Origin of the sequence: Bordetella genomosp. 12, from assembly GCF_002261355.1 — a bacterium.
Lineage (GTDB): Bacteria > Pseudomonadota > Gammaproteobacteria > Burkholderiales > Burkholderiaceae_B > Bordetella.
Map to the genome: position 1 here is coordinate 466,606 of NZ_NEVU01000003.1, position 26,340 is coordinate 492,945.

The window sequence follows — 26,340 nt, forward strand, 5'->3', positions numbered from 1 at the left end:
GAGAAGTGACGGCAGCCTGCGCGGCGCGCTCAGGCGCCTCGCAGGCCCTCGGTATCCAGTGTGAAGGCCGCCGCGGCGCGCCCAATGCGATCGTTGACGGCGTCCCAGGCCGGATCGGCCGGCGGCGTCTGCACCCAGATGCGGGCATAGCCCTGCACATCGAGTTCGCGCAAGGTCGCGTAGAGCGCCTGGGCGTAACGGGCCGGATCGGCGGGCACGGGATGCCATTCCAGACCGTCGCCGGCCTCGCCGCGCCAACCGTAGGCCACCATGGCGATGCGCCCTGCGGGCCGGTCGCCGGCGCGCAAGCGCGCCCAGTTGGCCTCATCGATGAGTTCGAGCTGCGTATGCGGCGCGTAATGCGCCCTGAGCGTGCCCGACGCACGCGGGGCGGCGGCGTCCGGGCGGCCCACGGGCACACCCAGAACCCGGGACAGCTGCAAGGCGCTGATATGGCCGGGCCGCAGGAGAACGGGACCCACGCCCAGGTCCAGGCGCGAAAGGTCGATAATGGTGGACTCGATGCCCACCTCGGAGGCGCCGCCATCCAGCACCGGCATGCCGGCGGCGACTTCTCGCGGAAACTCGGCGCGGACATGATCGGCGCGCGTGGGCGACACATGGCCGAAGGTGTTGGCCGACGGTGCCGCCACGCCCCCCTGGCCGCCCGGTTTGAGCGCGGCAAACGCGCTTAGCAGCGCCTGCGCCACCGGATGCGAGGGGCAACGCAAGCCGATGCTGTCCTGCCCGCCGCTGACGGCTTCGCCCACACCCGGGCGGCGCTTGAGAATCAGCGTGAGCGGTCCGGGCCAGAACGCGTCGATCAGGCGTTGCGCCTCGGGCGGCACCTCGCTGGCCCAATGCAACAGATCCGCGCCTGGCGCCACATGGACGATGACGGGATGATTGGCCGGCCGGCCCTTGGCGGAATAGATCCCGGCCACGGCCTGAGCACTCTCGGCGTCCGCGCCCAGCCCATAGACGGTCTCGGTGGGAAACGCAACCAGGCCGCCGTCAGCCAGGCGCTGCGCGGCCGCCGCGATTGCCTGATCAATCATGGTTGATATCCGGCAAGCCCAGGGCGCGCGCCACCCTGGCGGCGTCGTGATGGGCCTGCTCCAGCGTCTCGCCCAGAATGGTCACATGGCCCATCTTGCGGCCAAACCGCGCGTCGTGCTTGCCGTAAAGATGCAACTTGGCCGTGTCCACCGCGAGCGCCTCGTCCCAGGCGGGTTCGCGTTGCGTCTGGCCCTCATACCAGATGTCGCCCAGCAAATTGAGCATGACCGCCGGACGCAGCAGCGCCGGGCTGCCCAGCGGCAGGCCGGCCATGACACGCGCCTGTTGCTCGAACTGGCTGGTCAGGCAGGCATCCATGCTGTAGTGGCCACTGTTGTGCGGCCGCGGCGCGATCTCGTTGACGACCAGCGCGCCGCTTTGCAAGACAAAGAATTCCACGCACAGCACGCCGTGGTAATCCAGGCCCTGGGCGATGGACTGAGCCGCGTCACGCGCCTGAGCCTGCACCGAACCGCTTTCTTCGCCTCCCACGGTGGACACGGCCAGAATGCCATCACGATGGACATTGCGCGCGATGGGGAAGACGACGCTGTCGCCCTCGAAGCCCCGCGCGATGACGACCGAAATTTCATGGTCCAGCGGCAACAGCGCTTCAAGGACACAGGGCACGCCACCGAACTCGGCATAGGCGGACAAGGCTTCGGCGCGTGTGGATACACGGGCCTGGCCTTTGCCGTCGTAGCCCAGCCGCGCGACCTTGAGAATGCCGGGAAAGAGCGCCTCGTCCGCTGCGGCCAGGTCTTCCTTGTCGAGGATGGCGGCATGCGGCGCCACCGGGATGCCCTGCGCGGCGATGAACGCCTTTTCCGCGATGCGATCCTGTACGACGGCCACCGCCTCGCCCGAGGGACTGACGCGGCAGCGCTGCGCCAGCGTGCGCAGGCTGTCGGCCGGCACGTTCTCGAATTCCGTGGTCACGACCGTGCAGCGATCGGCCAGGGCTTTGAGGCCCTGCGCGTCGTCATAGGCCGCGCGGATGTGCATATCGGCCACCATGCCGGCCGGGCATTCCTCGGCCGGGTCCAGCACGGCCACGCGGTAGCCCAGGCTTTGCGCGGCATGGCAGAACATGCGGCCGAGCTGGCCGCCGCCCAGCAGGCCCAGCCAGGCGCCGGGAGCGAGAAAGGAATTGGATCGAGATTGCGACATGGTCAGACCCGCAAGAGGCGGGAGAATCTGGGCGCCAGGCGCCCCGGTCAGGTGAACGCCGGCGCCTGAGGGCGGCCGGCACGGCGGTCAGGCGGGCAAGGTCATGTTGCGCGCGGCTTCGGTCTGGGCCGCGCGAAAGGCCACGAGTTTGGCGTGCAGGGCGTCATCGGTGGTCGCGATGGTGGCCACGGCGTGCAGGGCCGCATTGGCCGCACCCGCCTCGCCGATGGCGAAGGTCGCCACCGGCACGCCCTTGGGCATCTGCACGATGGACAAGAGCGAGTCTTCGCCCCGCAGATACTTCGACGGTACGGGTACGCCAAACACCGGCACCTCGGTCAGGGCCGCCATCATGCCCGGCAGATGGGCCGCGCCGCCCGCGCCGGCAATGATGGCCCGCAGGCCGCGCGAACGCGCCACGGCGCCATACTCGGCCATGTCCTGGGGCATGCGATGCGCCGAAATCACGCGCGCCTCGAAGGGCACGCCGAAGGATTCCAGCATCGCCACGGCGTTTTTCATGATGTCCCAATCGCTGGAAGACCCCATGATGACGCCCACCACGGGCGCGGCGCAGGAAGTATTCAAATCCGAGGTTTGTGTGCTCATGAGCAGCTCAGCGCGCCACGCGGGCGCAGAAGAATAAAGCCAGGCCGGACAGCGCCGGCCGCGAAGCCCGCTATTTTACCTGCGTCGCCGTCCGGCCCCGCCGGACCCGCTTTTTGGGCCCAGCCGGCGGGCGCCGGCCGGCCCTCGGGCGGCCAGGCCGTCCGCCGCTGGCGCCAACAAAAAACGGCGCGATTGCGCCGTTTTCTGCCGAGCGTGCCGGATCAGGCCATCAGGCGATCCAAGGCCTCACGATACTTGGCTGCGGTCTTGGTCAGGACATCGGCCGGCAGGCGCGGCGCCGGAGGCGTCTTGTCCCAGGTCTGGGTTTCCAGCCAATCGCGCACGAACTGCTTGTCGAACGACGGCGGGCTGATGCCTTCGCGATAGCCTTCGGCCGGCCAGAAACGCGAGGAGTCCGGCGTCAGCACTTCGTCCATCAGATGCAGGGTGCCCGCTTCATCGAGGCCGAACTCGAACTTGGTGTCGGCGATGATGATGCCTTTGGTGGCGGCGAACTTGGCTGCCTCATCGTACAGGCGCAGCGTCACGGCGCGGATACGCTCGGCCATCTCCTGGCCGACTTCCTTGACGACGTGAGCGAAATCGACGTTCTCGTCGTGCATGCCGAACTCGGCCTTGGCCGCCGGCGTGAAAATCGGTTCGGGCAGTTTGCTGGCCTGTTGCAGACCGGCCGGCAGCGAAATGCCGCACACCGCGCCGCTGGCCTGGTAGTCCTTCCAGCCCGAGCCGATCAGGTAGCCGCGGGCAACGGCCTCAACCAGAATGGGCTTGAGCCGCTTGACCACGACCGCGCGGCCTTTGACCTGCTCGACTTCGTCGGCGGCGACGACGTCCTCGGGCTTCACGCCGGTGGAGTGGTTGGGCAGGATGTGAGCCAGCTTCTGGAGCCAGAACTCGGTCAGCTCGGTCAGCACCTGACCTTTGCCCGGGATCGGGTCGTCCAGAATGACGTCGAAAGCGGAAATGCGGTCGGTCGCCACGATCAGCAACTTGTCGTCGCCGACCGCGTACATATCACGCACCTTGCCGCGCCCCAGAAGAGGCAGGGACTTGATGCTGGATTCATGCAAAGCGGAAGTCACGGAATGGGCCTATGGCAGTAAAGATCCCCGTCGGCGGCTGACGGGAGAGGCCGGCAGGTCAGGAGGCGGCCGGCAGGGGGCTATAGATTACTGCAAAAGCCCCCACGGGCGCTGCCTGTGCCGGAAAGCGAGAAAGCCCCGCGAGGGGCTTTCCGGTGCACGGTCGCTGCCCGGTCGGGCAGCGTCAGGCGCTTATTGCACAACCTGGGACAGCTTGCCCGCGGCGTAGAGCTGAGCCACGTCGGCCAGCGGCGTGGGCTTGATCTTGCTGCCATTGCCGGCGGCGCCGAACTCGGTGTAGCGCGCCACGCAGATGGCCTTGGCGGCGGCGCGAGCCGGCTTGAGGTATTCGCGCGGGTCGAACTTCGAGGGATTCTCGGCAAAGAAGCGGCGGATGGCGCCGGTCATGGCCAGACGGATATCGGTATCGATATTGATCTTGCGCACGCCGTACTTGATGGCTTCCTGGATTTCCTCGACGGGCACGCCGTAGGTTTCCTTCATGTCGCCGCCGAATTCGCGGATCTCGGCCAGCAGCTCCTGCGGCACGCTGGAGCTGCCATGCATCACCAGGTGGGTGTTGGGCAGGCGGGCGTGGATTTCCTTGATGCGCTGAATCGAGAGGATGTCGCCGGTGGGCTTGCGCGTGAACTTGTAGGCGCCGTGGCTGGTGCCGATGGCGATGGCCAGGGCGTCGAGCTGCGTCTTGCGCACGAAATCGGCGGCTTGCTCGGGATCGGTCAGCAACTGGTCCATGGTCAGCTTGCCGTCGGCGCCGTGACCGTCTTCCTTGTCGCCTTCCATGGTTTCCAGCGAGCCCAGGCAGCCCAGTTCGCCTTCGACCGTCACGCCCAGCTTGTGCGCCATGTCCACGACCTTGCGCGTGACGTCGACGTTGTAATCGTAGTCAGCGATGGTCTTGCCGTCTTCCTTGAGCGAGCCGTCCATCATGACGCTGGAAAAGCCCAGGTTGATGGCGCCCTGACAGATGGCGGGCGATTGGCCGTGATCCTGGTGCATGACCACCGGAATGTGCGGATAGGATTCCACGGCAGCCTGAATCAGGTGCTTGAGGAAGGTCTCGCCGGCATATTTGCGGGCGCCGGCCGAAGCCTGCATGATCACCGGGCTGTCGGTCTCCGCGGCGGCTTCCATGATGGCCTGGACCTGCTCCAGATTGTTGACGTTGAAAGCGGGGATGCCATAACCATGCTCGGCCGCGTGGTCGAGCAATTGGCGCATGGAAACGAGGGCCATAACAAGGACTCCTGAATTCTCGTATTGGTGGATAGATGAAATCCGGCTGAATCGCATGATTTTAGCCGGGGTTTGCCTGGCGGTCTTGTCCGAGGCCGACAAGCGGTAACTTGTTGGCACCGTCCCCGCCCGCCGGCCAGGCCCTGCCAGACGAAACTGACAACTCGCTGTCAGCTATAAACGACTATTATCTGTCCGTTGTTTTGTCCACCTGCCGGACGCCTTCCTTCCCGGCCGGCCGCGCGCGGGCGCCCGGTCTTCCTCTGTAGTGATCATGGATACAAAAAAACTGACACGCTATATCGGCATCGCAATGGTGCTCGGTATCGCGGTGGGTTACGTCTGCAACCGCTTTGCGCAGGATGCGCAGCATGCCAAGGAGCTGGCCTCCTATTTCAGCATGGTGACGGATATCTTCCTGCGCCTGATCAAGATGATCATCGCGCCGTTGGTGTTCGCCACCCTGGTCTCGGGCCTGGCCAGCATGAGCGATGGCGCCGCCGTGGGCCGCATCGGCTTTCGCGCCATGGTCTGGTTCGTGCTCGCCTCGGCCGCCTCGCTGCTGCTGGGCTTGCTGCTGGTCAACATCTTCCAGCCGGGCGCCAGCCTGAATCTGGCCTTGCCCGACGCCGGCGCGACCACCGCGCTCAAGACGGGCGACTTCACGCTCAAGGCCTTCATTACTCACGTCTTCCCGCGCAGCATCGTGGAAGCCATGGCCAACAACGAGATCCTGCAGATCCTGGTGTTCTCGCTGTTCTTTGGCGCGGCCCTGTCCTTCGTGCGCCGCGGCGGCCACACGACCATCGTCACCGCCATCGATGAACTGGCGCGTGTGATGTTCCGCGTGACCGATTACGTGATGCGCTTTGCGCCGGTCGGTGTGTTCGCCGCCATGGCCGCGGCCATCACCACCGAAGGCCTGGGCGTACTGGTGAGCTACGGTAAGCTGATCGGCGAGTTCTATCTCGGCCTGGCGCTGTTGTGGGCCCTGCTCTTTGGCATCGGCTATCTCTTCCTGCGCCGCGACGTTCTGCGTCTGGGCGGCCTGATCAAAGAGCCGACGCTGCTGGCCTTTTCGACGGCGAGCAGCGAATCGGCCTATCCCAAGACCATCGAAGCGCTCACCCGCTTCGGGGTGCCGCCCCGCATCTCCGGCTTCGTGCTGCCCCTGGGCTACTCCTTCAACCTGGACGGCTCGATGATGTATCAGTCCTTCGCGGTGCTGTTCATCGCGCAGGCCTATGGCATCCACATGACCTTCGCCCAGCAATTGATGTTGCTGCTGGTGCTCATGGTGACCAGCAAGGGCATGGCCGGCGTAGCCCGGGCCTCGCTGGTGGTGGTGGCGGCGACATTGCCGATGTTCAACCTGCCCGAAGCCGGCCTGCTGCTCATCATGGGCATCGACCAGTTCTTCGACATGGGCCGCACGGCCACCAACGTGGTGGGCAACAGCCTGGCCACGGCCGTGATTTCCAAGCTGGAAGGCGGCCGGGCCACGAACGACGAAATCGCCGCGGCCAGCAACGACGACGCCTGATCAGCCCAGCGCCTGCTCGCCGGTATCGGGGATCAGGCGCTTGCCCAGGCTGATGACGTCGTCCAGCGTGTACCCCAATGCGTGGTAGAAGTGCTGGACGGCCGCATTGTCTGCGCGCACCAACAGATTGATCTTGGGGCAGCCGGCGGCAAGCAGCCGGGCCTGCACCGCCTCCATCAAGGCCCGCCCGTAGCCGCGCTTCTGGCTCGACGGGTCCACCGCCAGGTAGTTGACCCACCCACGGTGGCCGTCATAACCGGCCATGACGGTCGCGACGACGCGGCCATCGACCTGCCCCACCAGAAACCACTCCGGCTGCACCGTCAGCTTGCGCTGCACGTCCTTGTGCGGGTCGTTCCAGGGCCGCGTCAGGCCGCAGGCCTGCCATAGACCGATGACGGCCGGTTCGTCCTGCGGCGCAAAGGGCCGGATGTTCAAGGGCGGAAAACTCATGCTTGCACTCCTTCAGGGTTGAATCAAGATCGGCTGACCCGACTGCCCCTGGCGCGTACAAACAACAAGGCCACGAAGCAAAGTCGTGGCCTTTTTCATCACGGGCGCCAGGCACATGCCGGCGCGCAAGCGCAGCCACTCAACGTCGTTGAGTGAATCGTCGCAGCGCGGCGAGAAGAGACTGGGCTTGGTGATCCATGACGCCAAGACTACCGCGCAAGCGCGGCCGCCGCAAGGCCGGCGCAGGCCAGCGCGCCCAGCCAGAAAGGCGGCACAACCCGGCCGCGGCGCACCTTGAGAAAACTGACTTCATTCTGAACAAAAATCACTAAAACCCCTTGTTTTAAGGGGTCATCTGACATGATCCTGAATGATTTAAACAGGGTGTGGTTTTGGCGCACTAGGGACTTACGCCTAGTTGAACACTTTCCCCCAAACCTGAAAGCCGACTGACAGCCCCCCTCTCTAGTATCGCGCCCAGCACCTCCGGCACCACGTCCGGACGAGGTGTGTCAAACAACGAAAGTAGAGGGAGGCCATCCATCATGGCTGAGAGTAAATGCAGCGTGTTCCTCGCGGGAGAACGCACATCATGAACATGACCAATCGCAATTTTGTCCGTGGACTGTTCATCATGCTGATCGCACTCGGATTCGGCGGCGCGGCCTTGCGCTATCCGATCGGTACGCTCAGCCGATTCGGCCCGGGCCTGTTCCCGTTGATGATCAGCGGTCTGTTGTTTCTGGTCGGCCTGGCCACGGTGATACGCGCGCGTTTCACCGCTCCCGAGCCGCTTAACTACAACTTCAAGAACATCCTCATCATCCTGGTCGCCCTCTGCGGTTTCGTGGTGGTGTCGCACTTTCTCAACATGCTGCTGGGCATTGTGTTCCTGGTCTTCGTCTCGACGCTGGCCGGCACTTCGTACTCGGTGGTGCGCAACCTGAAGATCTCCGCCGGCCTGATTGCTGTGGCTTACGGCTTCAAATACCTCCTCGGCCTGAATCTGCCCCTGCTATGACTGAAATTCTCAACAATCTCGCGTTCGGCTTCGAACATGCGCTGACGCTGCAGAACCTGTTGTACTGCGCGATCGGCTGCGTCGTGGGCACGCTTATCGGCCTGCTGCCGGGTCTGGGTCCGCTGTCGACCATCAGCCTGCTGCTGCCGCTGACCTACTCCATCCCCACCGGCGGCGCACTGATCATGCTCGCCGGCATTTACTACGGCGCGCAATACGGCGACAGCGTGAGCGCCATCACCATGAAGATCCCGCACGCCAGCAGCATCGTGGCGTGTATCGATGGCTACGCCATGAACCTCAAGGGCAAGACCGGCCTGGCCTTGTTCACCGCGGGGGTGTCCAGCTTCATCGGCGGCACCGTGGCCATCATCGTGCTGGCCACCATGGCGCCGGCGCTGGGCGAAGTCGGCCTGCTGTTCGGGCCGGCCGACTACTGCGCGCTGATGCTGCTGGGCTTTTTCTGCGTGAGCTTCGTCAGCGCGGGCAATCTGCTCAATGGCCTGGCCATGGCCATGATCGGCGTGTTGCTGGGCGTGGTGGGCACCGACGTCAACAGCGGCATGCCGCGCTACACGCTGGACCTGGTCTTTCTGCAGGACGGCATCGGCCTGATCAGCATCGCGCTGGGCTGCTTCGGCATCGCGGAAATCGTCAAGAACCTCGACAACCGCAATACGCTCACGCCCTTTAACGGCAAGATCAAGCTCATGCCGACCTGGCCCGAGTTCAAGCGCATCATTCCCAGCGCCCTGCGCGGTAGCGTGATCGGCTCGGTGCTGGGCATTCTGCCCGGCGGCGGCCCGACCATCGCGCAGTTCGCTGCCTACGCGGCCGACAAGCGCTTCAGCAAGTACCGCCACGAAATCGGCACCGGCGCCATCGAAGGCGTGGCCGGCCAGGCCGCCGCCGACGAGTCCGCCGCGCGCACCAGCTTCATTCCGCTCATGGCCATCGGCATCCCCGAGAACGCGGTCATGGCGCTGATGCTGGCCGCCTTCATCGTCAAGGGCATCCAGCCGGGCCCCAACATGATCGCCACTCACCCGGACCTGTTCTGGGGCCTGGTGGCCAGCATGTGGGTGGGCAACTGCTTCTTGCTGATCCTGAACGTGCCGCTGGTGCGCTACTGGCTGTCGGTGTTCAAGATCCCGTACACGGTGCTCTTCCCGTCCATTCTGTTTTTCTGCTGCATCGGCACGTACAGCATCAACAACAGCCTGGATGACATCTTCATCACCGCGTTCTTCGGGGCGATCGGCTACATCTTCATGCGCCTGGGCATGGAGCCGGCGCCGTTGATGCTGGGCTTCATCCTGGGCCCCATGCTGGAAGAAAACTTCCGGCGCGCGATGCTGTTGAGCCGGGGCGACTTCGGCATCTTCGTGACGCGTCCGATCAGCGGCACCTTGCTGGGCGTCATCGCGCTCATCATCCTGTTCCAGTTCCGCGGCTTTCTGCGCAAACGAAAACAGGTGGAACCCTTAGAGAGTCACACCGACCACGCCTGACTCCGCCTTCCCTGAGCAACGCCCGGCCCTCGCGCCGGGCGTTTTTTGGGATTCAGTCGCGTTTGGTCCGCAACCAGCGGGGGCGCAGCTCGCTGACGACAATGCCCAGCACGATCAGCGCGCCGCCAAGCAAGGCCAAAGGCGGCAGGCGTTCGCCAGCCAGACGGCCAAAGGCCGCGGCCCATATCGGCTCGCCGGCATAAATGATGGCCGCGCGCGAGGGCTCGACGGTCCGCTGCGCCCAATTCATGGTGGCCTGAATCGCGGCGCTGGCCAGCCCCAGACCGGCAGCCAAGCCGAAGAGCGGCCAGGAAAACGCCGGGATCTGCGTCTCGCCCGCCAGGGGCATCAACAAAAACGCGAACAGCGCGGCGAATGCCAATTGCGCCACCGTCACGCGGCGCAAATCAACGCGGGGCGCGAAATGGCTGATGAGAACGATCTCCACCGCAATGGCCAGCGCCCCAGCCAGGGTCAGCCACTGGCCATAGGAAAAGGACAGACTGAAGCCACTGCCCGCAAAGCACGCCAAGCCGGCAAACGCGCACAGCGCGCCGGCCAGGCACATCAGGTGCGGGCGGCGGCGCCAGAACATCCATTGCAGCAAGGGCACCAACGGTACGTACAAGCCCGTCAGCAGGCCCGACTCGGAGCTGGGGATGTAGCGCAAGCCCAGGGTCTGCAGGCCGTAGCCCAGCGCGATCATGGCTCCGATGCCCATGCCAGCCAGCAGATCCTGGCGGGTCATGCCGGGCAGGATGCGCCAGGACAATAGCCCGACGGCCAGCGCCGCGGCCGCAAAACGGCAACCGACGAAAAACAGCGCGCCGCTGTATTGCATCGCCAACTGAACCAGCAAGAACGTGCCGCCCCAGACCATGGTGATCACGACCATGGCGAATTCGGGCAGGCGGGACGACGGCGAAGGACGGGATGTACGCATAATGGTGCGCAGTATAGAGAGATGCGCGCCCCTTAAGCCTGGAACAAGGCCCTGACGCGGTATCCGCGGCCGCCGCCCAGCGGGTCAGAAGCCTTCGGGCGCCGGAAAGCTCACCACGGGCTTACCGTCGCGGCGCTCCTGGACGAAGAACACCATGCTGCCCGCCGGCAGCGGCCCCCTCCCCTGCCGCCAATAGGGATGCGCATCGGGCGCGGCCGCTTGGTATTGGTTGTAGCAGCCGATGTGCACCGCGTCGCTGCCCTGCTCGCTCAATGCCAGCACGAAGTCGCCCGTGCTTTTCTTGCCGGCCGCCAGCACGTTGACCGGCGCATAGCGCGTATGCGCGAAGCGCTCGCGCACGACATCCTTGTAATAGGTCCGCACGGCCAGCTCGATGCGCGCGCGCAGAGCCGGGTCGGTCTGCGGCGCATCGCCCCCCATGCGGCGCACGATGCCGGCCGCCTGACGGCACACCGCCTGCACGCTGGCTTGCAGGTCCTGCCTGAGCCCGGCCGCCAATTGCGCACGCCGGGACTCCCCCAGCATCAAACCGGCCAGCGACAGCACGCACAACCCCAGCCCCAGACGCCGGGCCCACGTGGGACGGGCCGCTCCCATCCTGTCGGCCGCCCACACCACCAACAACACATGCAGACCGGCAGCCAGCAAAGCAAAGGCCGCCACCATCCACACATGATAGAAAGAGAACGCCGCGAGCATCACACGGCCTTGCGGCAGGCGCGCAGCCAGAACGTGAACATCGTCATCATGGCCAGCGTGAGGCTGGCCAGCAGCGCCAGCGTCAACAAGGGCAGCACATCGGCCGCCCAGGCCTGCAGGCCCCCGAAGTCGAGCAAGGCGGCCACCTGGGCCCGATAGTCGTCCAGACCAGCCAGCAAGCGGGTCCAGACGCAGACCGCCAGCGCGGCATGCACCCACAGCCCGAACACCAGACGCCAGCGATAGGCCAGCGCAGCCAGCGCCAAGCCCCCCAGCCAGGCGGCGGACACGGCGGAAAGCCGGGCATCGAAGAGCGGCATCCCGGGCTGCGACAGCATCCACACCGCGGCAAATACCATGACCGAGCAGGTCAGCCCCAGCGGCCAGGCAACAGGTGAAGGATTCAGTTTGGGCACCATGCCGCGCACTATACGCAGCTTGCATGACAACATCCTGCAAGCCCGCCTGCGGCCGCACTGGCGGCGACTGATGCGTTTTGGCATCAAACCGGCCCTCGGAAGCGCCCGGACAGAGCGGGTTCCAGGGTTTGTGCTAGGCACATCGTGGTATCCGCGCTACAATTGAAACAGTCCTATCCACTGGGTCTGGTCGGGTTCACTAATAGAGCGTCTTCGCGTTCTCCCTCCCCAGGCCCCGCGGGTTGTGGTTGTCCGCCACCCGCTGCGTCTTCCGGCAAGTCCGACTTGCCGCGACCAAGCCGCGCCTGACCGCGCACATTGCCCTCGCGGCGTGAGTACCCGCCTTATCCAGGCCCTCAGGGGCCGGCCCGTACCCGTGCCAGTTGCGGCGCCTTCGTGCCGCACTGCTCTCTTGCGCTGGGCGTTTGGCGTATGCCCTGGCATGCGCGCATTGATTAAGGAGTCTATACATGGCGAAAGAAGAACTCATCGAGCTGCAAGGCATCGTCGACGAAGTGCTGCCCGACAGCCGCTACCGCGTCACCCTGGACAACGGCGTTGAAGTCGGCGCATACGCGTCCGGCCGCATGCGCAAGCACCGCATCCGCATCCTGGCGGGCGACCGTGTCACGCTGGAAATGTCGCCCTACGACCTGACCAAGGGCCGTATCAACTTCCGTCACAAAGACGAGCGCCCCTCTGCCAGCCCGTCGCGCCCCATGGTGCGCCGCTGATCGCTCGGCACTCCCTGCGCTGATTCGGGAACAGGGCCGCCTCACGGCCTGTCCTGACGCAATCGCCGCGGCCGCCGGCATGGGAAAATCGCGGCATGAACACCCCCAGTCTCCCCCCCGCTGAAACGCTGCGCCAGGCCGCCGATCGCCTGGCTCGCGTTCGCCGCACGCACGAGCAGGGCGAACGCGGCCTCGCCTTGCTGATGCAATCGCGGGAAGCCTTCATCAACAGTCTGCGCAACACCGGCCTGGATTATGCCCAGGCCAGGATCAAGTTCGACATTTGCCTCGAACAGCAGCGTGACCTGCACAGCCGCGTCACGCGGGAGCTGGAGTACGCCCAACGGGTGTACGCCACCTGCATCGCCAGCCCCCAGACCACCGACGCCGACGCAGGCCTCAGCGAATGAAAATCGCCGGGTCTACCCGCGCATCATTGAGGCTGACATTCCAGTGCAGGTGCGGGCCGGTCGCTCGACCAGTAGCGCCGACCCTGGCCACGACGGCGCCGCGCGCCACGTCATCTCCCGGTTTGACATCGATGGCCGACAAATGGGCAAACATGCTGATCAATCCCTGTCCGTGGTCGATGAACAGCGTCTTGCCATTGAAGAAATAATCCCCCACCAGCACGACCTTGCCCGCCGCCGGCGCGCGGACTGGCGTACCCGCCGGCACCGCAAAGTCCAGCCCGGAGTGGGGATTGCGCTCTTCGCCATTGAAGAAACGCCGCAAGCCGAACGGACTAGACAGGCGGCCGCCCTGCACGGGACGGTCCAGGATCACATTGCTGGGGGTCACATCGGCGCGAAAGGCAGCATAGGCGGCATTCTGCGCCGCCAGCTCGCGCTCGATGCGTTTCAGATCTTGCGGATCGGGATTGACCTGGCGCGGGTTCTTCAGGGTGATGTGCTGCGCCGCATAGGTTTTGCCGCGCACGGAAAATGCCAGCTCGCGGCTGCGCCCCTCCTGCGTGACGGTCAGCGTCTGCTGGCCCACCGGCACTTTGAGGCCCAACCCGACCACCGCCACCCAGGCGTTATCGCTGTCGCGCACCACCAGCACCTGCCGCCCCTGAAACCGGGCAGCGGGCCGCGGCCCGTCGCCCAGGCCGATGACAGCCACCCCGCCCGGCACCGGCTGATTCAGGCTGCGGGCGATATAGCCCCGTTCCTGCGCCGCGGCGGCGGCCAGCGGACAAGCCGACAGCGCCGCAGCCAGGCCCATGGCGAGCAAAGCGCGGCGCTTCACAGGCAGAGATTGGCCGACTCGACCAGCGGCTGCGAACGCTGCGGCAGCCGCGATGACAACTTCACATCGGTCTTGCCGCGGTAAGTGCTGGCACTGAGCACCGCCTCCACGCCCAGCGAACCGTCAACGACCAGCTCCAGGCCGTCGCGCAAGGGCTGCTGCGTGAACGTCACGCCCATGCCCTTCCAGGCCGCGCTGACGCACTCGGTATATTGCTGCGCCGTGCGTTGCGTGGACCCATAGAACAACGGGTCCAGTGAGCGGATATTCTGGGCGGTCACGCAGGCGGCCAGAGGGGCGGCCAGCGCGACGATGAGGGCAATGCGGATTTTCATGAGGGATTCCAGACAGCGTCATGCTGCGTCCCACTATACCCCAGCGGCCCGGCTCACCCCTGGGCCTGGCGCTGCGCGGACTTGGGCCGGAAGGCCTTGACCACCTCCGGGCGCGTCTCGATGTAGGGCCCGCCGATGAGGTCGATGCAATAAGGCACGGCCGCAAAAATACCGGGCACGCGGCAAGCGCCGCTGTCGTCCCGCAGCCCCTCCAGGGTTTCGCGAATGGCCTTGGGCTGGCCGGGCAAGTTCAGGATCAGCGCGGCATGCGCGTCCGTTTCGCGCAGCACCCCTACCTGGCGCGACAGAATCGCGGTCGGCACGAACTGCAGGCTGATCTGGCGCATTTGCTCGCCGAAGCCCGGCATCTGCCGGGTGGCGACATCCAGGGTGGCTTCGGGCGTGACATCGCGGCGCGCCGGCCCCGTGCCGCCGGTGGTCAGCACCAGGTCGCAGCCGGCCTGATCCACCAAGGCGATCAGCGCCGCCGCAATCGCCTCGCGCTCATCCGGGACCAATTGTTCGACGGCTTGCCAGGGCGAGGTAAGCGCCTGGCCCAGCCAGTCGCGCAGCGCGGGCAGGCCCTGGTCGGCGTAGACGCCGGCGCTGGCCCGGTCGGAAACCGACACCAGGCCGACGATCAGTTCATCAGGGTGACTGCGGCGCAGCGGGGACAGGGAGACGGACGGCATGACGGTTTCCAGCATAGGCTTGGGGCGAGGCCCGAAGCCAAAATGCTACCGCAAGGCCCGCCGGGCCGGGAACGGGTCACAAATCTGCAATAATCTCGGGACTCCACATCGGCTCGCACCCATGCTCGATCTCTTCTCCGGCCTGGACCTCTGGGTAGGTCTCAGCCTAGTCTTGGCCCTCGCTTTCGTCCTCGCTTTCGAATTCATCAACGGTTTCCACGATACGGCCAACGCCGTGGCAACCGTGATCTACACCAAGGCCATGCCGCCGCATCTGGCCGTCGTGCTCTCGGGCATCTTCAATTTTCTGGGCGTGCTACTGGGCGGCGTGGGCGTGGCGTATGCCATCGTGCATCTGCTGCCGGTCGAACTGCTCATCAATGTCGATACCGGCCGCGGGCTGGTCATGGTCTACGCCATGCTGGCCTCGGCCATTGCCTGGAACCTCGGCACCTGGTATTTCGGCATCCCGGCCTCGAGCTCGCACACGCTGATCGGCTCCATTCTCGGGGTGGGCCTGGCCAACGCCCTGCTGACGGACCTGCCTTTGAGCGCGGGCGTGAACTGGGGCAAGGCCATCGACATCGGCTTGTCGCTGCTGGTTTCGCCAGTCGCGGGCTTTGTGATCGCCGGCGGGGTGCTGCTGCTGCTCAAACGCTTCTTCCCGCTATCGAAGATGCACAAGACGCCGGAGCAGCGCCGCGCCCTGGATGCCAAAAAGCACCCGCCCTTCTGGAACCGCCTCGTGCTCGTGCTCTCGGCCATGGGCGTGAGCTTCGTGCACGGCTCCAATGACGGCCAGAAAGGCATCGGGCTCATCATGCTGGTGCTCATCGGCATCGTGCCCGCCAAGTTCGTGCTGGACGTCAACGCCACCACCTACCAGATCGATCGCACCCGCGATGCGGCCTCGCACCTGTCGGCCTTCTATGAGCGCAATGCCCCGACCCTGGGCGACTACCTCGCGCTGTCGCGCGGCGGCAAAGGCAGTGATCTGCCGGCCAATTTCCGCTGCGATCCTGAGCTGACCACGGCCACCATCGATGCGCTGCAGACCCGCCTCAAGGGCGTGCACCACTACACCGAACTGGCGCCGGACAGCCGCGTCGCGGTGCGCCGCTACCTGCTCTGCCTGGATGACACCGCCAAAAAAGTGCTGGCCCAGCAAAACCTCGATACGCGCGAACGCACGGACCTGCAGCGACTGCGAGCCGACCTCACCGCCACGACCGAGTACGCACCCCTGTGGGTCATCGTTGCGGTGGCGCTGGCGCTGGGCATAGGCACCATGGTGGGCTGGCGGCGCGTGGTGCACACCGTGGGCGAAAAAATCGGCAAGCAGGGCATGACCTACGCCCAGGGGATGTCGGCGCAGGTCACCGCCGTGGGCGCCATTGGCCTGGCCAATGTGTTCAGCCTGCCGGTCTCGACCACGCATGTGCTGTCTTCGGGCGTGGCCGGCACCATGGTGGCCAACCGCAGCGGCCTGCACGGCAGCACCGTGCGCAACATCCTGCTGGCCTGGGTGCTGACGCTGCCGACCTCCATGCTGCTTGCCGCCGGGCTGTACTGGCTGGGGCTGATGATCGTCGGCTGAGGGGCCGCCCCGGCGCCCGCGCGCCGGGGCCGGTTGTCAGGTCACGCCGGCCAGCACGCCACCGTAGACGAGCAAGCCGGCGATAACCGCCACCCCGCTATTGCCGGCCAGGCGGGCCGTCAGGGCCGTCGCGGCCAGGCCGGCCAGATAGGGTGCCAGATCCGCCGCGCGCTGCTCGGCCCACAGGTCCGGCACGATCACGGCGGCCGCGATCGCCGCCAGCAACGCCGGGCCCAGCGCCGACAGCGCCGAGCCCTCTTCGGCCAGTTTGCGCAGCAGCCGGTTACGCGGCGGCAGCATGAAGGGCAGGCTGCGCGTCAGATAGGTGATGACCGCCATGGCCATCACGGCAACCCAGAACGCCAGGCCGCCGCTCATGGTTTTTCCTGGCGAAAACACAAACAACCCGCCAGCGCGCCCAGCAGAATGCCCAGCGTGCCCTGGCCGGCGATCGTCAGCAGCGCGCTCACGCCGAAGCCGGCGCACAGCGGCACCATCATGCCGCGCCTGGCGGTCTGGCAAACCAGCGCCAGAAACAGCGCCGGCAAGGCAAAGCGCATGACGCGTGACAAGACGGGGTAGTGTTGCTCCAGGCTGTCGCCGGCGAACACGCCGACGGCCGTGCCCGCGATCCAGGTCAGCCACGCGCCCAATCCCAAGGCGGTCATCCAGCGCGCGCGCTGCGCGGGGGTGACATCGCCCAACTGATGCAAGGCGGTGGCGAAGACCTCGTCAGTCAGCAGAAACGCCAGGCGCAGGCGGGTACGCAACGACTCCGGCAACAGCCGCGCCAGAATCGGGCCATAAAGCAGGTGGCGGGCATTGAGCAGGGAGCAGAGCGCCACCACCCATATCCAGGGCGTGCCCGATTTGATGGAAGCCAGCAACAGAAACTGGCTCGCGCCGGCATAGACCAGGACGGAGATGAGAACCACCTGGTAAGGCGCCAGGCCCACCCCGGAGGCGGCAATCCCGAAAGCCACCGCCACGGGAAAATAACCGATCATCACGGGCAGGCAGGCCTTCAAGCCGGCCACCGTGCCCGTCGGCGCCTCTACAGCATTGGATGTCATGGGGTTTGCAGCTTGTGTAAACCCCTATTGTAAAGAGACGGCGCCGTGCGTTCAGCGACTCAACCCCAGGGCACGCAGTTGCCCCTTGAGGCGGCGGATCTCCTGCTCCATGTCCAGGATGAGCGCCGCCGCATCCAAGCCCGCGCCGAAATCCCGCTCCAGGCGGCGCGCATCCAGCGCGCGGCGCAGATCGGTGCTCTCGAAACGCCAGGCGGCCGGATGATGGCCGTGCGCGGCCACGATGCCCACCTCGACCAGGCGGGCGACCCAGTCGATCTCCGCTTCGCAGGCCCGCGCCAGTTCCTCGGCGGTCAGCGGATCGGTGGGGCAGATGACAGTGGTATGGGTGATGGTGACGGATTTCATGTTCAAACCCCGAGATGGCGCCGCGGATTGAACGGCAGACTTTCAGCCAGCGTTTGATAGGCCTTGCGCGCCGCGTCGGTGTCGGCCGGCGGCAGCACCAGGTCGAGAACCAGATAGAGATCGCCCGGCGGGTCGCCCGGGATGCCTCGCCCGCGCAGCCGCAGCTTGCGGCCGTTCTTGGAGCCTGCCGGCACCGAGACTTCGAGTTGGCCGCCTGGCGTCGGGATCGGAATGGACGCGCCCAGCGCGGCCTCCCACGGCGTGATGGGCAGGTCCATGTACAGATCGCGGCCGTCGGCGCGATACCGGCCGTGCGGGCGGAAGCGGATTTCCAGATAAAGATCCCCGGCTTCGCCGCCGCCATAGCCAGGCATACCCTGGCCGGCCAAACGGATGAACTGCCCTTCCTTCACGCCGGCCGGGATGTTCACGCTGAGGGTGCGGGTTTGCAGTTGCGGTTGCCCCTGGGCATCCGCTTGCATGGAGCGCAGGCTGATTTCGCGCGTGGCGCCCCGCAAGGCGTCCTCGATGTCGACCTCGATGGCGGCATGCTGATCCTGGCCGCGCGCACGGAAATTCTCCTGGCGGGCACGGCTGCGTTGCTGGCCGCCGAACAAGGCCGAGAAAAAGTCGCTGAAGTGCCCCTCGTCGCCCCCCTGACCCTCGCCAGGCTGGTAATGAAACTCAAACCCTTGATCCCAGCCCGGCGGCGGCTGAAAGCCCCCATCGGGCGACACGCCTGCGGCCAGGTTGTCGTACGCCTGGCGCTTTTCCTTGTCGCGCAGGACATCGTAGGCTTCGTTGACCTCGCGCATGCGGGTTTCCGCATCCGCCTCTTTGCTGACGTCCGGGTGGTATTTGCGTGCGAGCTTGCGATAGGCGCGGCGAATATCGTCTTCGGAGGCGGAGCTCTCCACGCCGAGAATCTTGTAGTAGTCCTTGAACTCCATATTCCGGCTCTCTTTTAGGAACAGGTACCCGCGAAACAGGCCCAGCGGGAATCAACGGCCCGCCGCGCAACGCCGCGCGCAAGGCCGGCGCCGGCACGAGCGGCCGTGCCACCTACAAGATAGGGGTTATGGCGTGAATTTTCAATCACGGCAAAGACCCTGCCCGCACACGGCATAATCATGGGTCCGCCCCACCCCTGTGTCAGAGAGTGCTGTGATCGTCATTACCCAAGCCGATTTTGAAAACCCCAGCCATGCGCAGGCCGTACTGGCCTTGCTGGATGAATATGCCTGTGAGCCCATGGGCGGGTCACAGCCCCTGTCGGCCCATACCCGGGCCAACCTGATCGCCGAGCTGGCGCGCCGGCCCGGTGCCCGCGCGCTCATCGCCTGGTCGCAAAGCGAGCCGGCGGGGCTGGCCATCACCTTCGAGGGCTTCTCGACCTTCGCCTGTCAGCCGCTGCTGAATCTGCACGACTTCATGGTGTCGGCGCGGTTTCGGGGCCAGGGCGTGGGGCTGAAGCTGCTGGCCGCGCTGGACGATCTGGCGCGTGAGCTGGGCTGCTGCAAGATCACGCTGGAAGTCCTGGAGGGCAACGAGCCGGCCCGCGCGCTCTACCGCAAAGCCGGCTACGAAGGCTATGCCCTGCACGCCGATACCGGCCAGGCGCAATTCTGGCAACGCAAACTCGCTTGAACCGCCCTCCACCAGGAACTCCCTCATGAAGATCCAAGACATCCCCTTTGGCGTGACCGACTGGGACGCCGTGCCCGTCACCGAGCACCCTGGCGACAGCGGCAAAGCCCTCTGGCGCACCCGGCAGTTTGGCGATATCCGCGTGCGCATGGTGCAGTACACGCCCGGATATCTGGCCGATCACTGGTGCAGCAAGGGCCATATCCTGTTCTGCCTCGACGGAGAATTGCACACCGAACTCGAGGACGGCCGGCGCTTCGTGCTGACGCCCGGCACCAGCTATCAAGTGGCCGATCAGGCCGAGGCCCATCGTTCATCCACGCCGGTGGGGGCACGCCTTTTCATCGTCGATTGAGGCCACCGCGCCACAGGCCCGATGACCCGGCGCAGCGCTTGCGCTACGCTTGGAGGGCAGACGCACTGCGCTGTCGGAGATTTCTGTTGAACCCTGCTCTCACCCTGTATCTCGATTCGAACTTTCTCAGCCCCTACGCTATGTCGGCGCACGTGGGCCTGCAAGAAAAAGGCCTGCCGTTCGAAATCCGCCTGGTGGACCTGGAGGCCCGTGAACAATTCATGGCGCCGTACACCCAACGCGCGCCTACCTGCCGGGTTCCCGCTCTCACGCACGAGGGCTTTCACCTGACCGAGTCGAGCGCCATCCTCGAGTACCTCGAAGAGGCTTTTCCGGCGCCGCAATACCCCGCGCTCTATCCGGCCGACCCCCAGGGCCGGGCGCGGGCGCGCCAGCTTCAAGCCTGGTTGCGCAGCGATCTCATGGCCTTGCGCGAAGAGCGCAGCACCGTCGCGGTGTTCCATGCCGAAGCCGAGGCGCCTCTGAGCGACGCCGCCCTGCCGGCCATGGCCAAACTGCTGCGCGTCGCAGAATTGCTGCTCAAGCCGGGCCAGCAGACCTTGTTCGCGTCCTGGTGTATCGCGGACACCGAACTGGCCCTGATGCTCAAACGCCTGCGGCGCGCCGAATTGCCCGATTGGCTGGCCGATTATGCCGACGGGCAATGGCAAAGGCCGGCGGTTCAGCGCTGGTTGCGGCACAATCGGGAGGCTCGCGGCTGATCCGCCGGGCGCCGGGGGCTGTCGGAACGCGCCCGGTCCGCCGTGATCCGGCCGGCGCGCGCCGGTCGTCCCGATCTTGTTTGGCACCGGTTAGATGCAGGTCAAATCCGCATTGTTGCAGCGCAGCATGGGTTTGGGGTGTAATGGAGCTATCCACCCCCTTCCGGGGGAGCCGGCCAAAAGCCGATCAAGCAGGAGACCGCCATGGCAGTTAAGGGCAACGCCCCCAAGTCCCTCCCCGCTGGCCAGCCCGCGGGCGCCCAGGACGATTCTATTACGTCACTATTTTCGTCCTGGTTCAAACCCACCCTGCCCGGGCTGTCGGCCGAAACCCTGCAAGCCCTGCCCGGCCCGGCGCTTCTGCAAGCCGCCTACGCTTATGGCGTGGATGCCTGGCAACGCGGCGTGCTCTATACCGACGTCATGCGCCAGCGCGGCAATCAGTATCTGGTGCATATGGCCAAGCGCGAACCGAATGTGCTGGCCATGGAGTCCGAGGTCCTGCTCGATGGCCGCGAGTTCGAGCGCCCGGTCAACTACATGCTGCTGCGCATCGTTCCTCCGGCCGATACGCCGGCAGACCCCGAAAAGCGCCCCTTTCTGGTGGTGGATCCCCGCGCTGGCCACGGGCCGGGCATAGGGGGATTCAAACCGGAGAGCGAGATCGGTGTGGCGGTGCGTGCCGGCCACCCCTGCTACTTCGCTTCCTTTCTGCCCCAGCCCACGCCGACCCAGACGGTCGAGGACGTCATGCGCGCCGAAGCGCGCTTTCTGGAAACCATCATCGACCGCCACCCCGACGCCGAAGGCAAGCCCGTGGTGGTGGGCAATTGCCAGGCCGGCTGGCAGATCATGATGACCGCCGCCATGCGCCCCGAGCTGTTCGGCCCCATCATCGTGGCCGGCGCGCCACTGTCGTACTGGGCGGGCTGGCGCAACAAGAATCCCATGCGTTATTCGGGCGGGCTGCTCGGCGGCTCCTGGCTCACCGAGATGACCAGCGATATGGGCAACGGCAAGTTCGACGGCGCCTGGCTGGTGCAGAACTTCGAGAATCTCAACCCCGCCAACACCTTGTGGAGCAAACAGTACAACCTGTACTCCAAGGTCGACACGGAAGCGCCGCGCTATCTCGAGTTCGAGAAGTGGTGGGGCGGTCATGTTTTTCTCAATGCCCCGGAGATCCAGTACATCGTCGACAACCTGTTCATCGGCAACCGGCTCGCCACCGCCGGCCTGGTGACCTCCGACGGCATCCGGATCGATCTGCGCAACATCCGCTCGCCCATCATTGTGTTCTGCTCCAAGGGCGACAACATCACGCCCCCGCCACAGGCGCTGGGCTGGATCACCGACCTTTACCAGGACGACAAGGAAGTCATCGCCCACGGCCAGACCATCGTCTATGCCGTGCATGAAAGCGTCGGCCATCTGGGCATCTTCGTCTCGGGCAGTGTCGCGCGCAAAGAGCATCTGGAATTCACCAGCAATATCGACATGATCGATGTGCTGCCGCCCGGCATCTACCAAACCGAAATCGCCGACAAGACGCCGGAAACCGCCAATGCCGATCTGGCGCAAGGCAATTACGTGCTGTCTTTCGCGCGCCGCAATCTGGACGACGTGCGCCAGATCGTCCAACGGCTGGAAGAAGATGACCGCCGTTTTGCCGCCGTGGCGCGCATCTCGGATATCAATCTGGGCATGTACCGCAGCTTCCTGCGTCCCTGGGTGCAGGCTGTCGTCACGCCGCAGACGGCGGAGTGGGCGCAACGCCTGCATCCGCTGCGTCTGCCCTATGAATTGATCTCCGACCGCAACCCTTCGATCGCTCCCATTGCCCAGGTGGCCGAACAGGTGCGCGAGCACCGCGAGCCGGTGGCCGCCGACAACCCCTTCCTCGTGGCGCAGCAGATGGTCTCGCAGGCCATCGTGGCCGGGCTGGAGATTTTCACTGAATTGCGCGATGCGGCCGTCGAGCGCACCTTCATGAATGTCTTTGGCTCGCTGCCGGCGCAGAACCTGGCCGGACTGGGCGCGCGGCCCGGCGCGCCACGCAAGCATCCGGGCGTATCGCCCGAGCATCTGGACTTCATGCGCAGGCGGCAGGACGAACTGCGCGCGCGCATCAGCCAGGGCGGCGCCCGCGAGGCGGCCATCCGCATGGTGCTGGCTGTCTCCGGCGCCGGCGGCGGTCTGGACGAACGCAGCTACGCCATGATCCGCCGTCTGCGTGCCGACTCCGAAACCAGCATCTCCCTGCAGGACTTCAAGGACGCGGTGCGCGATCAGGCGCTGCTCATGCTCATGGACGGCCCGGCTGCCGTGCGCGCCATCCCCAAGCTGCTGGAGAACGTATCGGCCGACGGCATCCGCCTGACGCTGGCCACCATGCGCCATATCGTGGAAGCCACGCAGCCGCTCACGCCGCGCGCCCAAGAGGCGCTGCAGGAAATGGAACGCCTGTTCGAGACGGCTGAGCGCCGCGCACGGCGCCGCGAAGGCGGGCAGCCTCAGGATCTGTCGCAACTGCCCTTGATCGACGCCTTCAGCGCCACCGACGTGGGCCGCGAGGCCTTGCAGGTCGCCGGCCTGGATCTGCCCGCCACGCGCAGCGCCAGCCGTCTGGCGGACAAGCCTGCTGCCAAGCCAGGCCGCAAAACGGCCGCCAGGCCCGCGAGCAAGCGCGCCGCCAAGACGCCGGCCAAGCCCGCCGCGGCCAAGAAGGCAACACCCAAAAAGGTGGCGCCAGCGGCGGCGAAAACCGCCGCGAAACCGGCGCGCAAGTCCGCGGATGTCATTCCGCTCACACCGCCGCGTGCCCGCAAACGCGGCTAAGCCCTGGAGGCCGACCCATGACAGAGACGCGTGCTCCCCACTATGAACGCCTGATCGAACGGGCGCGTGAGTTGCCGGCGGCAACCTGCGCCATTGCTCATCCCTGCGACGAGACCTCCTTGAGCTCGGCGCTCGAAGCGGCTCGCCTGGGTCTGCTGGTGCCCATTCTGGTGGGTCCGCAGCGCAAGATCCGCGAGGTGGCCGAGCAATGCGGGCTGGACCTGACGTCGGTCGAGATCGTCGACACCCCGCATAGCCATGCCTCGGCCGCCGCGGCGGTCGAACGCGTACGCAGCGGCCATGCGTCGCTGCTCATGAAAGGCAGCCTGCATACCGATGAATTGATGCACGATGTCGTGGCGCGCGATACCGGCCTGCGGACCGGGCGGCGCATCAGCCATGTTTTCATCATGGACGTGCCCAGTTACGTCGAACCGCTGTTCATCACCGACGCGGCCATCAACATCTTTCCCGATCTGGACACCAAGGCCGACATCATCCGCAACGTGATCGAGCTGCATCTGGGCCTGGGGCTGGGCGCGCCGCGCGTGGCCATCCTGTCGGCCGTCGAACAGGTCACGCGCGCCATTCCCAGCACCCTCGAGGCCGCCGCGCTGTGCAAAATGGCCGACCGCGGCCAGATCATGGGCGGCGTGCTCGATGGTCCGCTGGCGCTGGACAACGCCATCAGCCCCGAAGCCGCCCGGGTCAAAGGCATCGTCTCGCCGGTGGCCGGCCGCGCCCAGGTGCTGGTGGTGCCCGATCTCGAGGCGGGCAATATGCTGGCCAAGAACCTGACGTTTCTGGCCGGCGCCGATGCCGCCGGCATCGTGCTGGGCGCACGCGTGCCCATCATTCTGACCAGCCGCGCCGACAGCGCGCGCTCACGCCTGGCCTCGTGCGCGGTCGCCATGATCTACGCCAACCACCTGGCCCGCACCGCCCCCATCCAATGAGGCCGCCGATGAACAGCCAGGACACACTACTCGTCATCAACGCGGGCAGCTCCAGCATCAAGTTCTATCTTTACGGCATCAGCGCCGAGCGCGAGCTCAGCCCGATTCTTGGCGGCCAGCTCGAAGGCATCGGCACGCAGCACTCGCGCTTGCGGGTGCGCGACGCTCAGGGCCAGACCATGACCGAACGCCAGATCGCGCCGCGCCACGCCGCGGATGTGCGGGATGCCCAGGAAGTCGTGGGCACCTGGCTCAGCGGCCACTTGAGCGGCTCGCCGCTGGCCGTGGGCCACCGCGTCGTGCATGGCGGCCCGGATCTGCATGCGCCGGTCCTGGTCGATGACGCCATCATCGAAAAGTTGCAGAGCTACACCTCGCTGGCGCCCTTGCATCAGCCCAATAATCTGGCGCCCATGCAGGTCATCCGCGAGCGGCTGCCGCACTTGCCCCAAGTGGCCTGCTTCGATACCGCCTTTCACCGCACGCACTCGGCGGTGGCGGATCGCTATGCCGTGCCCGAAGCGATGTATCAGGAAGGCGTGCGGCGCTACGGGTTTCATGGCTTGTCTTATGAGTATGTGGCGCAACGCGTCAAGCGCGCCCTGCCCGACCTGCAAGGCGGCAAAGTCGTCGCCGCCCATATCGGGTCGGGCGTGTCGGCCTGCGCCATGCTCGATGGCAAGAGCGTGGACAGCACCATGGGCTTTACCGCGCTCGAAGGCCTGCCCATGGGCACCCGGCCCGGGCGCCTGGACCCTGGCATCGTGCTGTGGCTGATGGAGCGCGGCATGAGCCATGACGAGATCCAGCATTTTCTCTACCACGACTGCGGGCTCAAAGGCCTGTCGGGCATCGGCAACGATATGCGCGAACTCGAAGCCAGCGACGCGCCTGCCGCGCGGCTGGCGCTCGATTACTTTGCCTGGCGCGTCGCCGAGGGCATCGTCGGCCTGGGCTGCGCCATGAACGGCATCGACGCCATCGTGTTCACCGCCGGTATCGGCGAGAACTCCGCTGGCATGCGCGCGCGCATCGCACGTCACTGGGAGTGGCTGGGCATCCGCATCGATGATGCACGCAATGCCGCGCACGGCCCGCGCATCAGCACCGAAGACAGCAAGATCGGCGTGTATGTGGTGCGCACCAATGAAGAGCTCATCATCGCCCAGCACACCCTCGATCTGGTGTCGGCCCGATGAACGCCCTGGCGGGCAAGCGCGGTCTGATCACCGGCATCGCCAACGACAACTCCATTGCCTGGGGCTGCGCCAAAGCCTTCCGCGCCATGGGCGCGGAGCTGGCTGTCACCTATCTAAACGACAAGGCGCGCCACTACGTCGAACCCCTGGCGCGGCAAGTCGAGGCGCCCCTGCTCATGCCGCTGGACCTTAATCAACCCGGCCAGCTGGAAGACGTTTTCGAACGCCTCCGCGCCGAATGGGGCCGGCTGGACTTCGTGCTGCATGCCATCGCCTACGCCCCGCGCGATGACCTCCAGGGCCGCGTGACAGACTGCTCGCGCGCGGGTTTTCTGGCGGCCATGGATATTTCCTGCTGGTCCTTCATCCGCATGGCCCATCTGGCCGAGCCGCTCATGACCGATGGCGGCACGCTCTTTTGCATGAGCTATTACGGCGCCGAGATGGTGGTGGAGCACTACAACATGATGGGGCCGGTCAAGGCGGCGCTCGAGTCGGCCACGCGCTATCTGGCCGCCGAACTCGGCCCGCAGGGCATACGCGTGCACGCCATCTCGCCCGGGCCTTTGAAAACCCGCGCGGCCTCCGGCATCAGCGACTTTGACGCCTTGCTCTACAAAGCCCAGGAGAAAGCGCCGATCCGCAGCCTGGTGGACATCGATGATGTCGGCGAAGCCACCGCCTGGCTGGCGACCGACGCGGCGCGGCGCATGACCGGCCAGACGCTGTACATCGACGGCGGCTACCACATCGTCGATTGAAGGCGG

Annotated in this window: 30 protein-coding genes; 13 read left to right on the plus strand and 17 right to left on the minus strand. The window is 65.9% G+C overall.

Translation table 11 applies throughout. The annotated features are described in order from the left end of the window. Positions 1-29: 29 nt before the first annotated feature. The 5 genes from CAL22_RS14235 to fba form a co-directional block, all read right to left on the minus strand. Positions 30-1,058: an L-threonylcarbamoyladenylate synthase gene (locus tag CAL22_RS14235; RefSeq protein ID WP_094814345.1), complete on the minus strand. Its 1,029-nt coding sequence runs from the start codon at positions 1,056-1,058 to the stop codon at positions 30-32. Further along, entirely contained in the window at positions 1,051-2,229 is a 1,179-nt protein-coding gene (locus CAL22_RS14240) for a 5-(carboxyamino)imidazole ribonucleotide synthase (protein ID WP_094814347.1), read from the minus strand. Before CAL22_RS14240 ends, CAL22_RS14235 begins: the two co-directional genes overlap by 8 nt. Positions 2,230-2,316: 87 nt before the next feature. Further along, positions 2,317-2,838 (minus strand): 5-(carboxyamino)imidazole ribonucleotide mutase, encoded by a 522-nt coding sequence (purE, locus tag CAL22_RS14245; protein WP_167383645.1) that lies wholly within the window; start codon positions 2,836-2,838, stop codon positions 2,317-2,319. A 221-nt stretch (positions 2,839-3,059) separates the two neighbouring features. Then, complete coding sequence (locus CAL22_RS14250; RefSeq protein WP_094814348.1) at positions 3,060-3,941, minus strand: phosphoribosylaminoimidazolesuccinocarboxamide synthase; 882 nt, start codon at positions 3,939-3,941, stop codon at positions 3,060-3,062. Positions 3,942-4,133: 192 nt separating this feature from the next. Further along, complete coding sequence (gene fba, locus CAL22_RS14255) at positions 4,134-5,198, minus strand: class II fructose-bisphosphate aldolase (protein WP_094814350.1); 1,065 nt, start codon at positions 5,196-5,198, stop codon at positions 4,134-4,136. A gap of 274 nt (positions 5,199-5,472) precedes the next feature. Here fba and CAL22_RS14260 point away from each other — a divergent pair, with 274 nt between their 5' ends. Continuing rightward, positions 5,473-6,741, plus strand: coding sequence for a dicarboxylate/amino acid:cation symporter (locus tag CAL22_RS14260; protein ID WP_208622002.1), 1,269 nt, complete (start codon positions 5,473-5,475; stop codon positions 6,739-6,741). Here CAL22_RS14260 and CAL22_RS14265 read toward each other — a convergent pair whose 3' ends face one another. Both CAL22_RS14265 and CAL22_RS21165 read right to left on the minus strand, forming a co-directional pair. Next, entirely contained in the window at positions 6,742-7,194 is a 453-nt protein-coding gene (locus CAL22_RS14265) for a GNAT family acetyltransferase (RefSeq protein ID WP_094814353.1), read from the minus strand. 209 nt (positions 7,195-7,403) lie between these two features. Next, entirely contained in the window at positions 7,404-7,556 is a 153-nt protein-coding gene (locus tag CAL22_RS21165; protein ID WP_167383646.1) for a hypothetical protein, read from the minus strand. Positions 7,557-7,786: 230 nt separating this feature from the next. Between CAL22_RS21165 and CAL22_RS14275 the strand changes: the two genes are divergently transcribed. Both CAL22_RS14275 and CAL22_RS14280 read left to right on the plus strand, forming a co-directional pair. Next, a complete protein-coding gene (locus tag CAL22_RS14275) occupies positions 7,787-8,215 on the plus strand; it encodes a tripartite tricarboxylate transporter TctB family protein (protein WP_094814357.1) in 429 nt (142 codons plus the stop codon). Further along, a complete protein-coding gene (locus CAL22_RS14280) occupies positions 8,212-9,726 on the plus strand; it encodes a tripartite tricarboxylate transporter permease (RefSeq protein ID WP_094814359.1) in 1,515 nt (504 codons plus the stop codon). The genes CAL22_RS14275 and CAL22_RS14280 overlap by 4 nt, the downstream gene beginning before the upstream one ends. A 52-nt stretch (positions 9,727-9,778) precedes the next feature. Here the strand turns inward: CAL22_RS14280 and CAL22_RS14285 are convergent, their stop codons facing one another. The 3 genes from CAL22_RS14285 to CAL22_RS14295 form a co-directional block, all read right to left on the minus strand. After that, entirely contained in the window at positions 9,779-10,669 is an 891-nt protein-coding gene (locus CAL22_RS14285) for a DMT family transporter (protein ID WP_432264304.1), read from the minus strand. Between the two features lie 84 nt (positions 10,670-10,753). Further along, positions 10,754-11,389: a hypothetical protein gene (locus CAL22_RS21345; RefSeq protein WP_244193897.1), complete on the minus strand. Its 636-nt coding sequence runs from the start codon at positions 11,387-11,389 to the stop codon at positions 10,754-10,756. Further along, positions 11,389-11,808, minus strand: a complete 420-nt coding sequence (locus CAL22_RS14295; RefSeq protein ID WP_143276977.1) for a hypothetical protein — start codon at positions 11,806-11,808, stop codon at positions 11,389-11,391. Before CAL22_RS14295 ends, CAL22_RS21345 begins: the two co-directional genes overlap by 1 nt. Before the next feature lie 470 nt (positions 11,809-12,278). On the opposite strand from CAL22_RS14295, the gene infA reads away from it, so the two are divergent. Continuing rightward, complete coding sequence (gene infA / locus CAL22_RS14300; protein WP_094814362.1) at positions 12,279-12,542, plus strand: translation initiation factor IF-1; 264 nt, start codon at positions 12,279-12,281, stop codon at positions 12,540-12,542. 95 nt (positions 12,543-12,637) lie between these two features. Beyond that, entirely contained in the window at positions 12,638-12,952 is a 315-nt protein-coding gene (locus CAL22_RS14305) for a hypothetical protein (protein ID WP_094814364.1), read from the plus strand. Here CAL22_RS14305 and CAL22_RS14310 read toward each other — a convergent pair. The 3 genes from CAL22_RS14310 to mog are packed head-to-tail and all read right to left on the minus strand — an operon-like array spanning position 12,942 to position 14,820. Further along, a complete protein-coding gene (locus tag CAL22_RS14310) occupies positions 12,942-13,769 on the minus strand; it encodes a peptidoglycan DD-metalloendopeptidase family protein (RefSeq protein ID WP_208622041.1) in 828 nt (275 codons plus the stop codon). The two genes, CAL22_RS14305 and CAL22_RS14310, sit on opposite strands and share 11 nt — an antisense overlap. 20 nt (positions 13,770-13,789) lie before the next feature. Then, on the minus strand, positions 13,790-14,128 hold the full coding sequence (locus CAL22_RS14315) for a hypothetical protein (RefSeq protein WP_094814366.1): 339 nt from the start codon (positions 14,126-14,128) through the stop codon (positions 13,790-13,792). 53 nt (positions 14,129-14,181) lie between these two features. Further along, positions 14,182-14,820, minus strand: a complete 639-nt coding sequence (mog, locus tag CAL22_RS14320) for a molybdopterin adenylyltransferase (protein WP_094816629.1) — start codon at positions 14,818-14,820, stop codon at positions 14,182-14,184. Positions 14,821-14,941: 121 nt separating this feature from the next. On the opposite strand from mog, the gene CAL22_RS14325 reads away from it, so the two are divergent. After that, complete coding sequence (locus CAL22_RS14325; RefSeq protein WP_094814367.1) at positions 14,942-16,417, plus strand: inorganic phosphate transporter; 1,476 nt, start codon at positions 14,942-14,944, stop codon at positions 16,415-16,417. A gap of 36 nt (positions 16,418-16,453) precedes the next feature. On the opposite strand, the gene CAL22_RS14330 is transcribed toward CAL22_RS14325, so the two are convergent. Genes CAL22_RS14330 through CAL22_RS14345 form a run of 4 tightly spaced genes read right to left on the minus strand, consistent with a single transcriptional unit; the run spans position 16,454 to position 18,806 of the window. Next, the gene (locus tag CAL22_RS14330; RefSeq protein ID WP_094814369.1) at positions 16,454-16,795 is read right to left on the minus strand and encodes an AzlD domain-containing protein; all 342 of its coding nucleotides are present in this window, start codon (positions 16,793-16,795) and stop codon (positions 16,454-16,456) included. Then, positions 16,792-17,490: an AzlC family ABC transporter permease gene (locus CAL22_RS14335; protein WP_094814371.1), complete on the minus strand. Its 699-nt coding sequence runs from the start codon at positions 17,488-17,490 to the stop codon at positions 16,792-16,794. The genes CAL22_RS14330 and CAL22_RS14335 overlap by 4 nt, the downstream gene beginning before the upstream one ends. A gap of 51 nt (positions 17,491-17,541) precedes the next feature. Further along, positions 17,542-17,856, minus strand: a complete 315-nt coding sequence (locus CAL22_RS14340; RefSeq protein WP_094814373.1) for a chaperone modulator CbpM — start codon at positions 17,854-17,856, stop codon at positions 17,542-17,544. A gap of 2 nt (positions 17,857-17,858) precedes the next feature. After that, a complete protein-coding gene (locus CAL22_RS14345) occupies positions 17,859-18,806 on the minus strand; it encodes a DnaJ C-terminal domain-containing protein (protein WP_094814375.1) in 948 nt (315 codons plus the stop codon). 214 nt (positions 18,807-19,020) lie between these two features. Here CAL22_RS14345 and CAL22_RS14350 point away from each other — a divergent pair, with 214 nt between their 5' ends. The 7 genes from CAL22_RS14350 (at position 19,021) to fabI (ending at position 26,334) form a co-directional block, all read left to right on the plus strand. Next, complete coding sequence (locus tag CAL22_RS14350) at positions 19,021-19,503, plus strand: GNAT family N-acetyltransferase (protein ID WP_094814377.1); 483 nt, start codon at positions 19,021-19,023, stop codon at positions 19,501-19,503. 25 nt (positions 19,504-19,528) lie between these two features. Then, entirely contained in the window at positions 19,529-19,858 is a 330-nt protein-coding gene (locus CAL22_RS14355; protein ID WP_094814379.1) for a DHCW motif cupin fold protein, read from the plus strand. An 86-nt stretch (positions 19,859-19,944) separates the two neighbouring features. Then, positions 19,945-20,580: a glutathione transferase gene (gene yfcF / locus CAL22_RS14360; RefSeq protein ID WP_094814381.1), complete on the plus strand. Its 636-nt coding sequence runs from the start codon at positions 19,945-19,947 to the stop codon at positions 20,578-20,580. A gap of 204 nt (positions 20,581-20,784) precedes the next feature. Continuing rightward, on the plus strand, positions 20,785-23,418 hold the full coding sequence (locus CAL22_RS14365; protein WP_094814383.1) for a DUF3141 domain-containing protein: 2,634 nt from the start codon (positions 20,785-20,787) through the stop codon (positions 23,416-23,418). Positions 23,419-23,435: 17 nt separating this feature from the next. Further along, on the plus strand, positions 23,436-24,374 hold the full coding sequence (locus tag CAL22_RS14370; RefSeq protein ID WP_094814385.1) for a phosphate acetyltransferase: 939 nt from the start codon (positions 23,436-23,438) through the stop codon (positions 24,372-24,374). An 8-nt stretch (positions 24,375-24,382) separates the two neighbouring features. Continuing rightward, positions 24,383-25,573: an acetate/propionate family kinase gene (locus CAL22_RS14375; protein WP_094814387.1), complete on the plus strand. Its 1,191-nt coding sequence runs from the start codon at positions 24,383-24,385 to the stop codon at positions 25,571-25,573. Continuing rightward, positions 25,570-26,334 (plus strand): enoyl-ACP reductase FabI, encoded by a 765-nt coding sequence (fabI, locus tag CAL22_RS14380; RefSeq protein WP_094814389.1) that lies wholly within the window; start codon positions 25,570-25,572, stop codon positions 26,332-26,334. The genes CAL22_RS14375 and fabI overlap by 4 nt, the downstream gene beginning before the upstream one ends. Positions 26,335-26,340: the final 6 nt, after the last annotated feature.